This window comes from Roseibium sp. M-1, from assembly GCF_054515675.1.
Map to the genome: position 1 here is coordinate 4,054,898 of NZ_CM137257.1, position 18,093 is coordinate 4,072,990.

Annotated in this window: 19 protein-coding genes; 5 read left to right on the top strand and 14 right to left on the bottom strand. The window is 62.8% G+C overall.

Features of this window, described 5'->3' with window-relative positions:
• Positions 1–15: 15 nt before the first annotated feature.
• Positions 16–609 (bottom strand): imidazoleglycerol-phosphate dehydratase HisB, encoded by a 594-nt coding sequence (gene hisB / locus ACX3M4_RS18335; RefSeq protein WP_459354423.1) that lies wholly within the window; start codon positions 607–609, stop codon positions 16–18.
• 171 nt (positions 610–780) lie between these two features.
• Here hisB and ACX3M4_RS18340 point away from each other — a divergent pair, with 171 nt between their 5' ends.
• A complete protein-coding gene (locus ACX3M4_RS18340) occupies positions 781–1,629 on the top strand; it encodes an SDR family NAD(P)-dependent oxidoreductase (RefSeq protein WP_459354424.1) in 849 nt (282 codons plus the stop codon).
• A gap of 66 nt (positions 1,630–1,695) precedes the next feature.
• Positions 1,696–2,442, top strand: coding sequence for an orotidine-5'-phosphate decarboxylase (gene pyrF / locus ACX3M4_RS18345; protein ID WP_459354425.1), 747 nt, complete (start codon positions 1,696–1,698; stop codon positions 2,440–2,442).
• A 271-nt stretch (positions 2,443–2,713) separates the two neighbouring features.
• Here pyrF and ACX3M4_RS18350 read toward each other — a convergent pair whose 3' ends face one another.
• Positions 2,714–3,799, bottom strand: a complete 1,086-nt coding sequence (locus ACX3M4_RS18350; RefSeq protein ID WP_459354426.1) for an ornithine cyclodeaminase — start codon at positions 3,797–3,799, stop codon at positions 2,714–2,716.
• 111 nt (positions 3,800–3,910) lie between these two features.
• Positions 3,911–4,852, bottom strand: coding sequence for an arginase (rocF, locus tag ACX3M4_RS18355; RefSeq protein WP_459354427.1), 942 nt, complete (start codon positions 4,850–4,852; stop codon positions 3,911–3,913).
• A gap of 129 nt (positions 4,853–4,981) precedes the next feature.
• On the opposite strand from rocF, the gene ACX3M4_RS18360 reads away from it, so the two are divergent.
• Complete coding sequence (locus tag ACX3M4_RS18360) at positions 4,982–5,443, top strand: Lrp/AsnC family transcriptional regulator (protein ID WP_459354428.1); 462 nt, start codon at positions 4,982–4,984, stop codon at positions 5,441–5,443.
• A 144-nt stretch (positions 5,444–5,587) separates the two neighbouring features.
• Positions 5,588–6,505: a methylated-DNA--[protein]-cysteine S-methyltransferase gene (locus ACX3M4_RS18365; protein ID WP_459354429.1), complete on the top strand. Its 918-nt coding sequence runs from the start codon at positions 5,588–5,590 to the stop codon at positions 6,503–6,505.
• A 302-nt stretch (positions 6,506–6,807) separates the two neighbouring features.
• Here ACX3M4_RS18365 and ACX3M4_RS18370 read toward each other — a convergent pair whose 3' ends face one another.
• The 6 genes from ACX3M4_RS18370 to ACX3M4_RS18395 all read right to left on the bottom strand — a co-directional run bounded on the left by ACX3M4_RS18370 (position 6,808) and on the right by ACX3M4_RS18395 (position 12,139).
• Complete coding sequence (locus tag ACX3M4_RS18370) at positions 6,808–7,176, bottom strand: endonuclease domain-containing protein (RefSeq protein WP_459354430.1); 369 nt, start codon at positions 7,174–7,176, stop codon at positions 6,808–6,810.
• A gap of 8 nt (positions 7,177–7,184) precedes the next feature.
• The gene (locus tag ACX3M4_RS18375) at positions 7,185–8,447 is read right to left on the bottom strand and encodes a hypothetical protein (protein WP_459354431.1); all 1,263 of its coding nucleotides are present in this window, start codon (positions 8,445–8,447) and stop codon (positions 7,185–7,187) included.
• Positions 8,448–8,479: 32 nt separating this feature from the next.
• Positions 8,480–9,796, bottom strand: a complete 1,317-nt coding sequence (locus ACX3M4_RS18380) for a bifunctional folylpolyglutamate synthase/dihydrofolate synthase (protein WP_459354432.1) — start codon at positions 9,794–9,796, stop codon at positions 8,480–8,482.
• Between the two features lie 139 nt (positions 9,797–9,935).
• On the bottom strand, positions 9,936–10,889 hold the full coding sequence (gene accD / locus ACX3M4_RS18385; RefSeq protein ID WP_459354433.1) for an acetyl-CoA carboxylase, carboxyltransferase subunit beta: 954 nt from the start codon (positions 10,887–10,889) through the stop codon (positions 9,936–9,938).
• An 84-nt stretch (positions 10,890–10,973) separates the two neighbouring features.
• Entirely contained in the window at positions 10,974–11,807 is an 834-nt protein-coding gene (trpA, locus tag ACX3M4_RS18390; protein ID WP_459354434.1) for a tryptophan synthase subunit alpha, read from the bottom strand.
• 149 nt (positions 11,808–11,956) lie between these two features.
• Complete coding sequence (locus ACX3M4_RS18395; RefSeq protein ID WP_459354435.1) at positions 11,957–12,139, bottom strand: hypothetical protein; 183 nt, start codon at positions 12,137–12,139, stop codon at positions 11,957–11,959.
• A gap of 222 nt (positions 12,140–12,361) precedes the next feature.
• On the opposite strand from ACX3M4_RS18395, the gene ACX3M4_RS18400 reads away from it, so the two are divergent.
• Positions 12,362–12,613 (top strand): hypothetical protein, encoded by a 252-nt coding sequence (locus ACX3M4_RS18400; protein ID WP_459354436.1) that lies wholly within the window; start codon positions 12,362–12,364, stop codon positions 12,611–12,613.
• 30 nt (positions 12,614–12,643) lie between these two features.
• Here ACX3M4_RS18400 and ACX3M4_RS18405 read toward each other — a convergent pair whose 3' ends face one another.
• The 5 genes from ACX3M4_RS18405 to ACX3M4_RS18425 all read right to left on the bottom strand — a co-directional run bounded on the left by ACX3M4_RS18405 (position 12,644) and on the right by ACX3M4_RS18425 (position 17,995).
• Entirely contained in the window at positions 12,644–12,814 is a 171-nt protein-coding gene (locus ACX3M4_RS18405; RefSeq protein ID WP_459354437.1) for a hypothetical protein, read from the bottom strand.
• 301 nt (positions 12,815–13,115) lie between these two features.
• Complete coding sequence (gene trpB, locus ACX3M4_RS18410; protein ID WP_459359460.1) at positions 13,116–14,321, bottom strand: tryptophan synthase subunit beta; 1,206 nt, start codon at positions 14,319–14,321, stop codon at positions 13,116–13,118.
• 33 nt (positions 14,322–14,354) lie between these two features.
• Positions 14,355–15,011 (bottom strand): phosphoribosylanthranilate isomerase, encoded by a 657-nt coding sequence (locus ACX3M4_RS18415; RefSeq protein WP_459354438.1) that lies wholly within the window; start codon positions 15,009–15,011, stop codon positions 14,355–14,357.
• A gap of 232 nt (positions 15,012–15,243) precedes the next feature.
• Positions 15,244–15,531 (bottom strand): GIY-YIG nuclease family protein, encoded by a 288-nt coding sequence (locus tag ACX3M4_RS18420; RefSeq protein WP_459354439.1) that lies wholly within the window; start codon positions 15,529–15,531, stop codon positions 15,244–15,246.
• A gap of 181 nt (positions 15,532–15,712) precedes the next feature.
• The gene (locus tag ACX3M4_RS18425) at positions 15,713–17,995 is read right to left on the bottom strand and encodes an NADP-dependent malic enzyme (protein WP_459354440.1); all 2,283 of its coding nucleotides are present in this window, start codon (positions 17,993–17,995) and stop codon (positions 15,713–15,715) included.
• Positions 17,996–18,093: the final 98 nt, after the last annotated feature.

Here is an 18,093-nt window from a genome sequence, read left to right on the forward strand (position 1 = left end):
CCATCCGTTCGTTAATCAGCCGCCAAGCTGGCCCTTGGTTGTCGGCACGCGGTTGGCCTGGCGGGGGTCGATCTCGACCGCCTTGCGCAGGGACCGCGCCACCGCCTTGAAGCAGGTCTCTGCAATGTGATGGCAATTGGAGCCGTAAAGATTGGCGATATGAAGGGTGATCCCGGCATTCATCGCAAAGGCGCGGAAAAACTCCTCGAAGAGCTCCGTATCGAAGTCGCCGACCTTGTCGCGGTCAAAGGCAACGTCCCAGACCAGGAACGGCCTGCCGGAAACGTCCAACGCGCAGCGGGTCAGCGCCTCGTCCATGGCAAGGTGGGTATCGGCATAGCGGGTGATGCCCGCCATGTCGCCGAGCGCCTTCGAAATCGCCTGGCCGAGCGCGATGCCGGTGTCTTCCACCGTGTGGTGGAAGTCGATATGCGTGTCGCCGTCAGCCCGCACCTTGATGTCGATCAGCGAATGCCGCGACAGTTGCTCCAGCATATGGTCGAAGAAGCCGACGCCGGTGGCAACGTCGTAGGCGCCGGTGCCGTCCAGGTTGATTTCGACCGAAATGCGGGTTTCCTTGGTGTCGCGCGAGACACTCGCTGTGCGCATGTGCTGATGCCCTGTAGGTTGGTGGAACCGGCGGTGTTGTAGCAGCCTGAACCGTCTAAGAAAATAGCGGTTTCGACGGGAATGGTTCGGCGCAGCGCATATGGGTGGCAGGATTGCTCCTGCGGTGAGGAAGCGACAGACTTGAATTCACGGATTTCCGGGAGGCACTCCATGTACGATCAGGCAATTTCAGAGGGCGGTCTGGCGGTTGTGACCGGGGCGGCCAGCGGTGTCGGGCTGGTGGCCGCGACCCGGTTTGCGCAGGCAGGGTTGGGCGTCATCCTTGCCGATCTGCCCGGCGCGGAACTGGACGCGGCGGTGGAGCACGTTCGCGCGGTTTCCGCGGTCGGTGTCGACGTGCTCGCCGTCCCGACCGATGTCAGCGACATTAGCCAGGTCGAGGCGCTGGCCGAGAGGGCCTTTGCCACCGGTCCGCTGGCAGTGCTGATGAACAATGCCGGCATCAGCCTGCCGACCTCCGCCTGGGACAAGCTGGACAATTGGACGCGGCTGATGGAGGTCAATTTCTTCGGTGTCCTGCGCGGCGTCCAGGCCTTTGCCCCGCGCATGATCGAGGCGGGCCGCCCGGCGGTGATCGTCAACACCGGCTCCAAGCAAGGCATTACAACACCGCCCGGCAATCCGGGCTACAACGCCACCAAGGCGGCGGTGAAGGTCTTGAGCGAACAGCTTGCGCACGAATTGCGCGAGGCGGGCGCCCCGATCTCGGTCCATCTCTTCGTGCCCGGCTTCACCTATACCGGCATGATCGCGAAGTTCATTCCGGAAAAGCCCGCCTCCGCCTGGACCAGCGAACAGACCGTCGACTATTTCCTGGAGCGGATGAAAGCGGGCGACTTCTATATCCTTTGCCCGGACAACGACGTTGACAGCACCCGCGACAAGCGCCGGGCCGAATGGGCGATTGGCGACATCATCGAGAACCGGCCGCCGCTGTCGCGCTGGCATCCCTCCTACAAGGACGCCTTCGCGGAGTTCGAACGCAACGGCAAGGGGTAGATCTGGCATAGGCCCGCCCTTGGTGTTATGGACTGGCACCTGCCCCGAAGCCAGAGGATCCCGCCCATGCCGATCAGCAAGTTCGCCCCGAAATCCGCCCTCGACCGCCTGATGCTGCCCGTTGACGTTCCGACCCTTGCGGAAGCCGAACAGCTGGTGAAGCGCACGGAGGGCAAGGTCGGGGTCTACAAGATCGGCATGGAGCTGCAATTTGCGGGCGGGCTGGAATTCGCCCGCGATCTCGCCCGGGACGGCAAGAAGATCTTCCTCGATGTCAAACTGCACGACATCGACAACACCATCGAAAAGGCGGTGCGCAACGTTGCCCGCATGGGTGTGACCTTCATGACCCTGCACGGCTATCCGAAGACCATGCGCGCGGCGGTGAAGGGCTTGCAGGAAGAAGGCAATCCGGATCTCTGCCTTCTCGGCGTCACCGTGCTGACTTCCATGGACGAACAGGACCTGATCGATGCCGGTTATCGCGGCCCGCTGGGCGAGTTGGTCGAGGCGCGGGCCCTGGACGCACGCGCGGCCGGCATGGGCGGCATCGTCTGCGCGGCGACGGAATCCACCAGAATGCGCGAACTGCTTGACGGCGAACTTGTCATCGTCACCCCCGGCATCCGTCCCTCGGGCAGCACCGCCGATGACCAGCGCCGGGTGATGACCCCCGCCGATGCCATTGCCGCCGGCAGTGACTACCTCGTCGTCGGCCGCCCGATCAGCAAGGCGGACGACCCGGGCGCTGCCGCAGATGCAGTGGTCGCGGAAATCGAGGCCGCGCTGAGCGGCATGACGTCGGCGGCTTGAGGCAGAGTTACCCCCACCCCTAACCCTTCCCCACAAGGGGGAGGGAACTACGCACCGAAATCTGGCAAGAGCAATCGGCGCGATAACCGCCGTTTAAAAGTGTCTCGCCAAAAACTCGGCCTGATCCCCTTCCCCCTTGTGGGGAAGGGTTAGGGATGGGGGTGTACGGCGCAGCCGTATCTGTTTGCGGCTCTATCGTTTCAAATTCCCCAAAACAAAAAACCACCGCCGAAGCGGTGGTCGAGTTGGGCAGGTGCGGGATTTCTTTTGATCACGCTGCCTGGTTGTCGCCATTGGCGCCGGAACGCAGCACCATGCCGTAAAGGTCGCGGGGGTCGTCCGGATCGGCCAGAAGATCCAGCTTCTCGAAATGACCGGTCTTCGGCAGAAGGTCGTGCACATAGCGCAGGGCCGCGAAGTCCTCGATGGCAAAGCCGACGCTGTCGAAGAGAGTGATCTGGTCACGGGACGTACGGCCCGGTGCCTTGCCGGCATAGACCTGCCACAGCTCGGTGACCGGATGATCGCCGTCGAGCTGCTGGCACTCGCCTTCGATGCGGGTCTGCTCGGGGAATTCGACGAAGATGTCGGACCGCAAAAGAATGTCCCGGTGCAGTTCGGTCTTGCCCGGGCAGTCGCCGCCGATGGCGTTGATGTGGACGCCCGAGCCGACCATGTTGTCGGTCAGGATCGTCGCCAGCTTCTTGTCCGCGGTGACCGTGGTGATGATCTGCGCACCTTCGATCGCTTCTTCCGGCGTCTTGCAGATGGTCACCTTGAGGCCGGAATTGGCAAGGTTGCGGGCAAGCCGGACGCTGGCCGCATGCTCGATGTCATAGGCGCGGATCTCGGTGATGCCGAGCATGTCCTTGAAGGCGAGCGACTGGAAGTCCGACTGGGCACCGTTGCCGATGACGGCCATGGTGGTGGAGCCTTCCGGCGCCAGGTATTTCGCCGCAAGTGCGGAGGTTGCCGCCGTGCGCAGGGCCGTCAGGATGGTCATCTCCGTCAAGAGAACCGGATAGCCGGTGGACAGTTTCGACAGGACGCCGAAGCCGGTCACCGTCTGCAGGCCGTCACGGGTGTTGCCCGGATGGCCGTTGACATATTTGAAGCCGAACAGCTCGCCGTCGTCGGTCGGCATCAGCTCGATCACGCCCTGGGGGGCATGAGCCGGAATGCGTGGCTTCTTGTCGAAGTTCTCCCAGCGCAGGAAGTCCTGCTCGATATAGTCGGCAATGCCGCGCATGACGGTCTCGACGCCGACGGCACGCACATTGCGCATCATGTTGTCGACGCTGACGAAGGGCACATAAGCCAGGTCCGACGGGCTCAGGTTGATGGGGCCGGTTTTCATTGATCTGTCCTCTAGATCAGCAGCGGGTCTATCGGAACCGATTGAACCGCTAAAAAGCTGATCGATTCCTAGTTTGTAGAGCATCCTGCGTTCTAACGAACGCAGGATGCTCTAGAAGCTTCGTGTCGGCCGGTCGAAGACGCGGCGGCCGAAGAGGCTGCCGGTCAGGTCGACCATGAGACGCGCGGTTTTTCCGCGGACGTCCAGGAAGGGATTGAGTTCGACGAGGTCGAGCGAGGTGACGAGACCGCTGTCATGCAGCATCTCCATCACCAGATGGGCTTCACGGAACGTGGCACCGCCCGGCACCGTCGTGCCGACCGCCGGTGCGATTTCCGGATCGAGGAAGTCGACATCGAGACTGACATGCAGCAGGCCGTTGGCGGCCCGCACCTTCTCCAGGAACGGTCTCAGCAGCGTGCCGATGCCTTCCTCGTCGATGCGGCGCATGTCGCTGACGCCGACACCGTGGCTCACCAGCAGGCTGCGCTCGGCATCGTCGATGGAGCGCACGCCGAGGATCTCGACGTTTTCCGGGTTCAACACGTGCTCAAGCGGTGCGCCGAGCAGGCTGTCGAAACCGGGAAGGCCGCAGAGGAACGCAAGCGGCGTGCCGTGCAGATTGCCGCTGGCGGTGCTGTCGAAGGTGTGAAAGTCGGAATGGGCGTCGAGCCAGAGCACGAAGAGCGGCCGGCCCAGCGCCGCTGCTGCCTTTGCCTGGCCTGAAACGGTGCCGGCGGCCAATGCATGGTCGCCGCCCATATAGATCGGCACGGCTGGCGTTTCGCCCAGGTCCGCAGCCTTGTCGTGCAGGGCTCGGGTCCAGGCCACATAGGCGGGGTAATTGCGCAGGATAGCGTTGGGAGGCGTTACGTTGCCGACGGCAGCGGGGGACAGGTTTCCATGGTCGCTGACCGAATGCCCCAACTCGCGCAGGGCTTCTGCAAGGCCCGCCGCGCGGTAGGCGTCCGGGCCCATGCGGCAGCCGCGCTGGCCCGCGCCTTCATCCACCGGTGCCCCCACCAGAGCGATCTGTTTCTTGACGACGTTCACGTCTCTCTCCGCCCGAAATCTGATGGGTTAGAGTTTGCGCAAACGCCGCGGCGGAGTAAATCCGGACACTTGATCAAAAGAGCAGCCGGATTTATCGTTTTGGCAAGCTCAATTGATCGAAGTGGAAAAATGGACGATCTGGATCTGCGGCTGATCTCACTTCTGCGCCACGACGGGCGCCGATCGGTTTCCGAATTGGCAGGTGATTTGAAAGTCTCCCGCGCCACCGTACGCTCCCGCATGGAGAAACTGGTGGAGAGCGGCGAGATTCTCGGTTTTACCGCCGTCCTGCGCGACGACTGGCGCGACCTGCCGATCCGCGCGGTGACGCTGGTGATGGTCGATGGCCACAACACCGTCCCCGTCATCCGCTCCCTGAGCGCCATGACGGAAGTTCGGGCGATCCATTCGACCAACGGCAAGTGGGATCTTGTCCTGGACGTCGCCACGCGTGACCTCGCCGCCTTCGACGACGCCCTCAACCGCATCCGCCTGATCGAGGGCATCTCCGGCACGGAAACCAGCATTCTGCTCTCGACGCGCAAGGGCCCGGCGGTCTCCGCAAGCGAATTCAAGGATGTGCGGGGATAGGAGATCCCCATCCTTGCCTTTCCGCTGTCATCCGAGACGAAGCGCGGCGGAGAGATTGGGAGGTAACAAGGATCGCAAATCGGGTCGCTCAGATGCAGTTAGGCGACTAAGATCGGGTCAGATCAAGAACGCGACGAGACTGCCATGACCAGAGCCATCGACCTTGCGAGCCTGACCTCCGATCCGAAGCCGATTTCCGTCGGCGCGGAGGCGGCGGAAAACTATGCCGTCGTGCGCCAGACGCTGAAGCGGATCACAGAGGACTGGCGCGACCAGCCGACGCTGGAACAGTTGGCGGCGGAAGCGGGGCTGCAACCGATCCAGCTGCAGCGGGTGTTTTCGCGCTGGGCCGGCCTGACGCCGAAACAGTTCCTGCAGGCAATCACGCTGGACCATGCCAAGGCGCTGCTGCGCAGCAGCGCCAGCGTCCTCGATGCCACTTACGAAGTCGGTCTTTCCGGGTCCGGGCGGCTGCACGACCTCTTCGTGACACACGAGGCCATGACCCCGGGCGACTACCGCAACCGCGGCGCCGGGCTCGCGATAACCTATGGATTTCATCCCTCGCCCTTCGGTCAGGTGCTGGTGATGGCGACCGACAAGGGCCTTGCCGGTCTCGGCTTTGCCGATCCGGGTGAAGAACAGGGTGCCCTCGACGACATGTGCGAGCGCTGGCCAGCGGCACGTTTCGTCCAGAACCAGGAGGCGACCGCAAGCTATGCCCAGCGCGTCTTCGATCCGAAGAAGTGGCAACAGGACCAGCCGCTGAACATCGTCATGATCGGCACGGACTTCGAAATCCGCGTCTGGCAGACGCTTCTGAAGATCCCGATGGGCGCGGCGACCACCTATTCCGACATTGCCGCCTGCCTCGGCAACCCGAAGGCGTCGCGCGCCGTCGGCACCGCCGTCGGCCGCAACCCGCTCTCCTTCGTCGTCCCCTGCCACCGCGTGCTCGCCAAAGGCGGCAAACTTGGCGGCTATCACTGGGGTCTCACCCGCAAACGGGCGATCCTCGGCTGGGAAAGCGGACTGGCGGGACCGGTGCTGGAGTGTGTGTGAAGCAAAACTCGCTGAAAATCGACACTCCCGTCATTTCGAACAAGCGCAGCAACTCTGCGCGCCGATCCGGAATCCGGATGTCAGCATCAGCGTAGCGAGTTCATCTTCTCTTTGAAGACCCCCACCCCTAGCCCCTCCCCACAAGGGGGAGGGGGACTATGCCTCGACAATTGGCAAGTGCGTTCAACATCACGACCGCCGTTCAAAGGTTAAATCTCGGCAAATTCGGCCTGATTCCCTTCCCCCTTGTGGGGAAGGGTTAGGGATGGGGGTAAACGGCGAAGCCGTCATCAGACCAACGTTCAGCTTATTTCCAGACCGAGGTGACTTCGGATGTGCAGATAGACGCTTTCCGCGTTTTCATAGACTTCGGAGGCCGCATAGCGGAGCACTTCAAATCCTTCTGAACGCAGCCAGGCGTCTCGCACCTGATCATGTTTCTGCTGTTCAGCTCGCGAATGCACATCACCATCGATTTCGATGACAAGCTTGCGCGAGAAGATCACGAAATCGGCTACGTAAGGCCCAATGGGTGCCTGGCGCCTTGCATGCAGGTCATCCGTCTTCAACTCGCGCAAGAGACGCCACAGCTTCCGTTCCCCACCGGTTAGATCCCGTCTCAGTCTTCTGGCATGGCCTCTGGTGGTATCGCTGATCCGGGTGGGACACATGCCGGCAACTAGAAAACCGGACCTTCCGGCATCGGGTAGTCGCCGGTGATGTTCCAGCCGAAGGAGGCGAGGCGTTCGGCGGCCATGGGGGTGAGGTCGCCGGTGATGAGGAAATCGACGCCGGTTGGCGGGAAGGGAAGCTGACCGAGGCCTTCATGCAGGGCGGAGAAGGTCCGGGCGACTGTCTGCGTCCAGGCGACATGGTCGAGCGGCAGGACCAGGGCGGCAACGCCGTCCTTGCGGATCGCGACCGGAATGCCGGAAACCAGCTTGATGTCGCCGAGCGGCGAGACCGTGCGATTATAGGTTTCCATCAGCACCACGCGGCGGAGCTGGAAATAGGCCAGGTCCCGGCTGTCCGCGTCCGCCGCCTTGGCGGCCAGATCGTCAAGCGACTGGACGCCCGGCATCGCCTGCAGCTGATAGGCGATCGCCGCCTTTTCGCTGATCGTGTAATGGGGATTGGCGGCCAGCCGGGAGAGGGTCGCCTGTGAGATCCCCGCATTGCGCAGCGTGGCCGCGGTCCGTTCCTCCAGTTCCGACGGCGTGCTGTCGACGATCAGGTTGCGGAAATTGTCGGCCTGGCGGGCGGAATTCACGATGATGCCGCCGGGAAGCAGGCTGGTGATGGCCGTGACCGTCCAGCTTCCTGCCGTGGTGACACTCGCGGTCTCGTCCAGCTTCTCCGATAGAGGCTTGTAGAAGGTGTAGGGATCGGCGCCGAGATCGACGGCGAGTTCGCGTCGCGCCTTGGCCTGACCGGTGATCGACTTGGCAAGTTCCGCCGGAGACCCGCCCTTGCCGCTGACAGCGGCTTCGACGCCCTTGGTCAGGCGACCGAACATGCGGCCAACACCGGAAACGGTGCTCTTGGCGGTACCAACCGGGTCGGTGACCGTGCTTTCCACGAATTCCACCGGCTTCATCGCAGCCTGCTTGAGGCCATCAACGAAGCTGGCATCGTTCTTCAGGCTGTCGAGCGCGACAAGAACCCTGACCTCGTGCAGGCGAAGTTTCAGAAGGCCGTCGCCTTCGACCTGTTCGACGCCTTGATCCGTCTGAAGCTGATAGATTCGCAGGAAGCCGTCGCCGCGCACCGGAGCCAGGACAGCATAACCGGGCCCGAGTGCATCGGCACCCATCAAGGCTGCGGGATCCTGCTCTGGCGGAGTTTCGTACTGTTCCGTCAAGGCGTTTGCCGGCAGGGCGAAGAGCGCTACTCCCAGCATCAGCGCCATTGTACGCCGCGTGAAACATTTCAATCCGACCATCTTCGCCCTCCTTAGGCGGAGCCGGCGGGATGTCAGACCGGCGCCATTCCACTGCGCGCCAGAACCTCACCGGCGAGATAGAGGGAACCGCAGATCAGGATCCGGGGCGGTTCGCCATCCTTGTGCGCACAAGCTGCCACATCTGCCAGCGCTGCGTCCAGCGATTGAAACGGTGTTGCCTCAAGACCGGCGCAGCGGGCGAGATCGGCCAGGTCTTCCGGTTCCCGCGCTGTGGTGGTGGTGCTGATCGGAACCGTACCGACATGGCGCGCCAGACCGTGGAACGGCCGGAAGAAGCCGATCGGGTCCTTGGTCGTCAGCATGCCCGAGATGAGATAAAGCGGACGCGGCGCGCGCTCCTCCTGCTCGCCCATGAATTCGGCGATCGAAATGCCGGCACCCGGATTGTGACCCCCGTCGAGCCAGATTTCCGCGCCCTCCGGGCAGAGGTCGAAAAGAGCCCCGTGGGTGACCGGCTGCAACCGGCCGGGCCAGTTGACCGATTTCAGACCCTGGGCGATTGCGGCCTCGCCCGGCAGCAGGCCCGCTGCTTTCAGCGCGGCGATGGCAAGGCCCGCATTGGCGAACTGGTGACGTCCACCCAGAACCGGCAAGGGCAGGTCGATCAACTCGTCCTCGTCCTGATAGGTCATGCGGCCCTGGTCTTCCTGGGCGATAAATTCCTGGCCGAAGATCTGCAGCGGTGCCCTGTTGCGGGCGGCCTGCCGGATAATCGTGTCGAGAGCGTCCGGTTCCTGGGCCGCGGAAACCACCGGCACGCCCGGCTTGATGATGCCGGCTTTTTCGGCGGCAATGGCCGCCAGGTCGTCCCCGAGGAACTTCTCGTGATCCATGGAGATATTGGTGATCACCGAAACGAGGGGCGTGTCGATGACATTGGTCGCGTCGAGACGCCCGCCGAGCCCCACTTCCAGGAGCAGATAATCCGCCGGATGTTCGGCATAGAGCAGGAGAGCGGCTGCCGTGGTGATCTCGAAGAAGGTGATTTCCTCGCCGCCGTTTGCTTCTTCGCAGCGGTGCAGGGCCTCGTAGAGCAGGGGATCGGAGACGAACCTGCCGTCGGTGCCGAGACGGATGCGTTCGTTGAAGGAGACCAGATGCGGCGACGTATAGACGTGGCAGCGCTTGCCGGAGGCTTCCAGGATTGCGCGGAGCGTTGCGGTGACAGAACCCTTGCCGTTGGTGCCTGCCACATGCAGCACCGGCGGCAAACGTTGTTCGGGATGGCCGAGATCCTTCAAAAGCCGGTACATGCGTCCGAGCGAAAGATCTATTTCCTTCGGATGAAGGGCCAACAGGCGATCCAGAATTTTCGTGATTTGATCCAAGGCGCCCTCCGCAGGGTCCCTTCAGTCCCGTCAGGTTTCAACTAACGCCTTTACGGGAAGGCCGCCCGCCAGACAAGCGGACAGCCCGGAAATGTCGTCTGAAGCCGCTTTCGCGACGGATTTTTGTGACCGGGAGAGCCTAGCTGGCCGCTTCGGTGTCCTTGGCTGGTCCCTCCGAAGATTCAGCCGGAGCCGCTGCTGCTTCAGCCGGTTCCTTCGGCGCCTCGAGCCTTGGCAGCTCGACTTCGCGCTTCATCAGGATGCCGCAGATGCGGGCCAGGGTTTCCTTCATCTTCAGGCGCGAGACAACCATGTCGACCATGCCGTGGTCGAGCAGGTATTCCGCGGTCTGGAAGTCGTCCGGCAGCTTCTCGCGCACGGTCTGTTCGATGACGCGGCGGCCGGCAAAGCCGATCTGGGCACCGGGTTCGGCGATATGAACGTCGCCGAGCATCGCATAGGAAGCCGAAACGCCGCCCGTCGTCGGGTTGGTGAGCACGACGATATAGGGCAGGCCCGCCTCGCGCAGCATCTGCACACCGACCGTGGTGCGCGGCATCTGCATCAGCGACAGGATGCCTTCCTGCATGCGGGCGCCGCCGGAGGCTGCGAACATCACGAAAGGTGTCTTGTCCTCGACCGCCTTCAGCATGCCGGCGAGGATCGCCTCGCCCGCAGCCATGCCGAGGGAACCCGCGATGAAATCGAAATTCTGGACGGCGACGGTCAGCGGCATGCCGTTGATCTTGCCCTGTGCAACGAGCACCGCCTCGTCCTCGCCGGACTTGGTCCGGGCTTCCTTCAGGCGATCGCTGTAGCGCTTGGAGTCACGGAACTTGTGCGGATCGGCATGCACTTCCGGGGTGTCGACCTCGGTGTAGGTGCCGCCATCGAACAGCGTCTCGACGCGCTTGCGTGCGGGCATGCGCATGTGGTGGCCGGAACTCGGGATCACCCAGAGATTGGCTTCCAGATCACGGTGAAACACCATTTCACCGGTTTCCGGGCACTTGATCCAGAGATTCTCCGGAACCTCGCGCTTTTTCCAAAGATCGCGGATCTTCGGACGTACGATAGAGTTGATCCAGTTCACGTCAGACGCGTCCCGTTGTTTTCGTTACTGTTGGGCGGAGATATGGGGTCCGCCGGAAATCCTTCAATTCGGCCGTTGCGCCTGTCAGGCGCTGCGCGCCCGGGCACATCCGGCAGCGAGATCGGCAACAACATCCGTTACCGCCTTCACGGTGCGGTCGGTCGCCTTGCCGGCCTCGTCGAGGCTCTCGCGGATGGCGTTGACCAGAACCGAACCGACCACGACGCCGTCGGCATCCTTGCCGATCACCGCGGCCTGTTCCGCCGTCTTGACGCCGAAGCCGACCGCAACCGGCAGGTCCGTATGACCCTTGATGCGGTTGACCGCAGCGGTCACCCGGCCGGTATCGGCGATGTTGGCACCGGTAATGCCCGTCACCGAGACGTAATAGACGAAACCGGACGTGTTGGCCAGAACGGCGGGCAGGCGCTTGTCGTCGGTGGTCGGCGTGGCAAGACGGATGAAGTTGAGGCCGGCATCCAGCGCCGGGATGCAGAGCTCGTCATCGGCTTCGGCCGGAATATCGACGATAATGAAGCCGTCGACACCGGCGTCCTTGGCAATCTCGACGAATTTCTTCGGATCGCGCACATAGATCGGATTGAAATAGCCCATCAGAACGATGGGCGTGTCCTGGTCCTGGCGGCGGAAGGCGCGGACCATGTCCAGCGTCTTGTCCATCGTGTGGCCGCCGGCCAATGCCCGCTGGTTGCCGAGCTGGATCGGAATACCTTCGGCCATCGGATCGGAAAAGGGCATGCCGAGCTCGATCAGATCGGCACCGGCTGCGGGAAGGGCGTTGAGGACGGCCTGGGAGGTTTCCAGATCCGGATCGCCGGCGGTGATAAAGGTGACCAAGGCCGGACGGCCGGCTTCCGCACAGGCTTTAAAACGGCGGTCGATACGCGTTTCCGTCATTCACTGCTACCCTCTTTGGCGCCGTCCGGGGTCTCCGGGGCGTTTCCCGTCTGAGCGATGTACGGGGGCAGTGCGGGCCCTGTCAATTGTCTGATGCAGATAATGGCCGTCCGGCAGCCTCAAAGGCCCGCCGGAAAGGATGGCTGCGCTTAGCGGCTCGGGTAGTCGATCAGGCCGATGGCGCGGAAGGCGGCGTCGGCACGATAGATGTGTTCGCTGCCCATCGGCTTCGACCGGCCGGCACGCTGAAACGGGCCGCCCGTGCCGCGAAACACGGTGGCAAGGGGCGCTGCCGATGGCGCGCTGATGTGAAGGGCCTGCACGGTACTCATCTTTCCAAACCAAAAAAGCCGACGGCCGCGAATCCTGATGTCCGCGACCGGTCGGCACCTTATGGTTTTTTTGCACTGCAGCAATATCGTTCCGCGCAGGTCAGACCCGCGCAGGACGCATGGCTGGTTTGTCAGATGCGCACAGGTTGCACCTGGATAAATGCACTCTGTGCGCTTATTGTAGGAGAAGAACGAAGCCGCCTAACCAATAAGGAGCTGCAATTGGCCCATTCCCTGTTCGAACCTGCCCCCGAACCCTTCGCCGAAAAGCTCTGGCGCCGGGTGAAGGACCTAAATCTCGGGTTCGCGCCGCGCCCGCTGCCGGCAGAGCACCGGCCCGTTCACACCGATCCGGCTCTCATGAGCCAGGCGGAACGGCTGGATGCGCGCGGACGGCAGCAGCTTCTGGAAGCGGCGCTGGCCGTCAAACCGATTGTTTGTCAAAGCCGTAGGGCCTTGAAACGCACAGCCTGAGCGCAGCCAGGGCGCTTGCCGGGATGCTGCTTAGCGCTGCTTGAAGTGTCGGCGGAAGGCGCGGCTGGTGATTTCGCTGCGCTCGATGCCGAGATCTTCCAGCTGTGCGTCGGACAGATGGGTCATGCGGGCAATTTCACCGGCAACACGGCGGGAGGCGCGCAGGTCACGGACAAAGCCGGTCAGAAGATCGAAGGACATTTCGGGGTTTCCTCAAAGGGCGGCATCTTCGGCCGGCCCTGTTTCATTCCCGCCTGATTTAATCCTCGGCAAAAGATTCACAATGCACAAGTTTGCATTGCAGCATTTCCAAAGTGAGGGAGCTGGTTAATTCGAGGAAACCAACTTCGCGGTAGCAGGGATGACATCCTCGAAAGCCTCTCCATCGTCATCCCGGCCAAGCGCAGCGCGAGCCGGGATGACGATGGAGAGGCATGGCCCCAAAGAAAAGCCGCGCACCTTTCGGCACGCGGCTCTCATGATTTCCCGACCGATCCGGCGCTTAAAGATCGAAGCCCAGCATCTGGCCGACTGTGAAGACGTCCTTGTCGCCGCGACCGCAAAGGTTCATGACAATGATCTGATCCTTGTCCATGGTCGGCGCCAGTTTCACCACATGGGCAAGCGCATGGGACGGCTCGAGCGCCGGGATGATGCCTTCGACACGGGTCAGCATCTGGAAGGCGTCGAGCGCCTCGTTGTCCATGATCGGCACGTATTCGACGCGGCCGATTTCCTTCAGCCAGGAATGTTCCGGACCGATGCCCGGATAGTCGAGACCGGCGGAAATGGAATGGCCTTCCAGGATCTGGCCGTCCTCGTCCTGCAGGAGATAGGTGCGGTTGCCGTGCAAAACGCCCGGCTTGCCGGCGGTGAGCGACGCGCAGTGCTCAACACCGTCCAGGCCGCGGCCACCGGCTTCGACGCCGTAGATCTTCACGTTCTTGTCGTCGAGGAACGGATGGAAGAGGCCGATGGCGTTGGAGCCGCCACCGACGGCGGCAACCAGCGCGTCCGGCAGGCGGCCTTCGGCCTCCATCATCTGCTCGCGCAGTTCCTTGCCGATCACCGACTGGAAGTCGCGCACCATTTCCGGATAGGGGTGCGGGCCGGCGGCAGTGCCGATGAGATAGTAGGTGTCCTCGACATTGGTCACCCAGTCGCGCAGCGCCTCGTTCATGGCGTCCTTCAGCGTGCCGGCACCGGCGGTGACCGGAACGATCTCGGCGCCGAGCAGCTTCATGCGGAAGACGTTGGGCTTCTGCCGCTCGACGTCGGTCTTGCCCATATAGACGACGCAGGGCAGGCCGAAGCGGGCGCAGACAGTTGCCGTCGCGACGCCATGCTGACCGGCGCCGGTCTCGGCGATGATGCGCGTCTTGCCCATGCGCTTGGCGAGAAGGATCTGGCCGAGGCAGTTGTTGATCTTGTGCGAGCCGGTGTGGTTCAGCTCGTCGCGCTTGAAATAGATCTTGGCGCCGCCGAGCTCGTTGGTCAGGCGCTCGGCGAAATAGAGCGGCGACGGACGGCCGGTATAGTGCTTGTTCAGCGTCTCGATCTCGGCATGGAACTCCGGATCGTTCTTGGCGTCCTTGTAGTGCTGTTCCAGGTCCAGGATCAGCGGCATCAGGGTCTCGGCAACGTAGCGGCCGCCGAAAATGCCAAAATGCCCGCGATCGTCCGGACCGGTCCGGATGCTGTTCGCCATGTCGTTCACGCTAAAACTCCTTCACCCGGTTCTTCAGACCGGAACCTTGACGCCCTTGGCCGCTGCCAGGAAGGCGCGAATAAGATCACTGTCCTTGACGCCCTTTTCCCGCTCGACGCCGGAGGAGACATCCACTTCCCTGACACCGCTCTGCCGGATCGCCTCGGTGACATTGTCCGGATCCAGTCCCCCGGAAAGCATGAAGGGCTTCTTGAGGTCAAGATCTTTCAGAAGCGTCCAGTCATAGGAAACGCCATTGCCGCCCGGCAACTCCGAGCCCTTGGGCGGCTTGGCGTCGAGAAGCAGGCGGTCGGCGACGATGGCATAATACTGTGCCTCTTCCAGATCCGCGCGCTCCGCGACCGATACGGCCTTGATCGCCTTGGTGCCCTGCATCACCTTGGCCGCAGCCAGCGCTTCCGGCGGCTCCTGCCCGTGAAACTGGAAGGTATCCGGCCGCACCAGCTCGTTGATGCGCGACAGGCCGTCGAGGTCCATGTTGACGGTGACCGCCACGATCTCCGCCCGGCCGCGGGCCATGTCCGCAAGCCGTGCCGCATTGCTCAGCGAGACGTGGCGCGGGCTCTTCGGGAAGAACATCAACCCGACCATATCCGCCCCGGCATCGAGCGCCGCCGCCATGGTGTCCTCGGTGGAGAGGCCGCAGATTTTGACTTTGATATCCGACATGGCTTCGAGGTATCGCCGCTGGGGCGGGGTTTGTCAAAAAGATTGGACGTTCTGAAGCAAGCGGACGGAAAAACCTCACCCTCGTCATCCCGGACGCAGCGCAGCGGAGATCCGGGACCGGGGAGCCTCGACCCCTGCTGTAGCCAACTGCTATCCCGATAGCTTTTTGCCTCCCCGATCCCGGGTCGCACTTCGTTTGCCCGGGATGACGATGGAGAGGCTGCGGTGCAAGTCACTGATTGAGAACGAGGTAGAGATCTTCCCAACCCGGATTCATCTTTTCGATCAGATCGAATTTCCATTGCCTGCGCCAGCGCTTGATCTGTTTTTCGCGCGTGATCGCGTTAGCAATCTCCTCGTGCACCTCATACCAGACCAGCGTCTTCGTGCCGTAGCGGTTGGAAAATCCTTCAATCAGCCCTTCGCGGTGTTCGTAAATACGCCGGGACAAATCCGTGGTTACGCCTGTGTAAAGGGTTTCAAAAGGTCGGGACGCGAGGATGTAGACCCAGGCGGTCAAATGTCAGGTACTCCAGACAGCTGGCGTTGGGGCTCCCCAGTCCCGGGTCGCGCTACGCTTGCCCGGGATGACGATGGAGGGGTGGGGCTTCTTCCTTTCCAACGTCATCCCGGACGCAGCGCAGCGGAGATCCGGGACCGGGGAGCCACAACGCTCTCGATTTCAAACGTGCTATGCCTCCTCACGTCACATTGAACGCCGCGATGGCGGCCATGTTGACGATGTCTGAGTCCTTGGCGCCCAGCGGGACGATCTGGATGGGCTTGTCGAAGCCGACCAGGAGCGGACCGATGACGGTCGCGCCGCCGAGTTCCTGCAGCATCTTGGTGGAGATGGAGGCCGAGTGGAATGCCGGCATCACCAACACGTTGGCCGGGCCGGACAGGCGGCAGAAGGGATAGGCGGCCATACGGTCCGGGTTGAGGGCGATGTCGGCTGCCATTTCGCCGTCATATTCGAAATCGACGCGGCGGCGGTCGAGGATCTTCACCGCCTCGATGACCTTTTCCGAGCGCTCGCTCTTCGGGTGACCGAAGGTGGAATAGGCCAGCATTGCCACGCGCGGTTCGTAGCCGAGCTTGCGGGCGACATGGGCGGCTTCCTCCGCGATATCGGCGAGTTCTTCCGACGTCGGCATATCGATGACGGCGGTGTCGGCGATCAGAACCGTGCGGCCTCGGGCCAGGGCCAGTGACACGCCGATGACCCGGTGGCCGGGTTTGGGGTCGATGGTGGAGGTGACTGTCTCGAGCGCGATGGAGTAGTTCCGGGTGACGCCGGTGACCATGGCATCGGCATCGCCGCGCGCCACCATGATGGCGCCCCAGTAGTTGCGGTCGTTGTTGACCATGCGCTGGCAGTCGCGCAGCAGGTAGCCCTTGCGTTGCAAGCGGCCGAACAGGTATTGCGCATAATCATTGTTGCGGTTGGAAAGCCGCGCATTCTGGATGGAGATGCCCGGCCGGTCGATATCGATGCCGGCCTGCTCGGCCATGGCGTGGATCTCGTCCTCGCGGCCGATCAGGATCGCCTCGCCCAGGCCTTGCGAAACGAAGCTGGCGGCGGCACGCATCACCGGCTCTTCCTCACCCTCGGCGAAGACCACGCGCTTGGGCTGCTGGCGCACCTTGGAGAAGATCCGCTGCAGCGTGCCGGCGACCGGATCGCGGCGGGCGGTGAGCTGGTTCTTGTAGGCCTGCATGTCGATGATCGGCTTGCGGGCGACGCCGGAATCCATTGCCGCCTGGGCAACCGCCGGCGGAATGGTGTGGATGAGGCGCGGGTCGAAAGGCACCGGAATGATATATTCCGGGCCGAATTTCGGCCGGTTGCCGCGATAGGCGGCGGCGACTTCGTCCGGCACCTCCTCGCGCGCCAGATCCGCCAGCGCCCGGGCGCAGGCAACCTTCATCTCGTCGTTGATGGTAACGGCCCTGACGTCCAGCGCGCCGCGGAAGATGTACGGGAAGCCGAGCACGTTGTTGACCTGGTTCGGATAGTCCGAGCGGCCGGTGGCAACGATGGCGTCGTCGCGCACGGCGGCGGCTTCTTCCGGCGTGATTTCCGGGTCCGGATTGGCCATGGCGAAGATGATCGGGTTGGGCGCCATCGCCCGCAGCATATCCGGCGTCAGCGCTCCCTTGGCCGAGACGCCGAAGAAGACGTCGGCGCCCTTCAGCGCGTCATAAAGCGAGCGGGCATTGGTTTCGATCGCATGGGCCGACTTCCACTGGTTCATGCCCTCTTCGCGGCCCTTGTAGATCACCCCCTTGGTGTCGCAAAGCGTCACGTTCTGATGCGGAATGCCCATGGCTTTCACCAGCTCGATACAGGCAATGCCGGCCGCGCCTGCGCCGTTGCAGACCACCTTGGCATCCTTCATGTCGCGGCCCGTCAGGTGCAGCGCGTTGATGAGGCCGGCGGCGGCAATGATCGCCGTGCCATGCTGGTCGTCGTGGAAGACGGGGATGTCCATCAGTTCGCGCAGGCGCTGCTCGATGATGAAACAGTCGGGCGCCTTGATGTCCTCCAGATTGATGCCGCCGAAGGAGGGGCCGAGATAGCGCACGGAGTTGATGAATTCCTCGACATCCTGGGTCTCGACTTCGAGGTCGATGCTGTCGACGTCGGCAAAGCGCTTGAAGAGAACCGATTTGCCTTCCATCACCGGTTTGGAGGCAAGGGCGCCCAGATTGCCGAGACCGAGAATGGCCGTACCGTTGGAGATCACCGCGACCATATTGCCCTTGGTCGTGTAGTCGTAGGCGCGGCTCGGATCGTCCGCGATCGCCTTGACCGGCACCGCCACACCCGGCGAATAGGCCAGCGACAGGTCGCGCTGGGTCGCCATCGGCTTGGTCGGCGCGATTTCCAGTTTGCCGGGGCGGCCTTCCTGGTGAAACTGCAGGGCTTCCTGGTCGGTGAAGCTGACATTGGTTCGGGTGGGTTTCTTGTCGGCGGACATGATCTGGACGTTTCCTCCTGGCGCTCTCTTTACGGGGCAGTTGCCCGACCTTATCCCCGGGAAAATGAAGCCTCAAGCCAAGATGGCTTAGGCCCTTG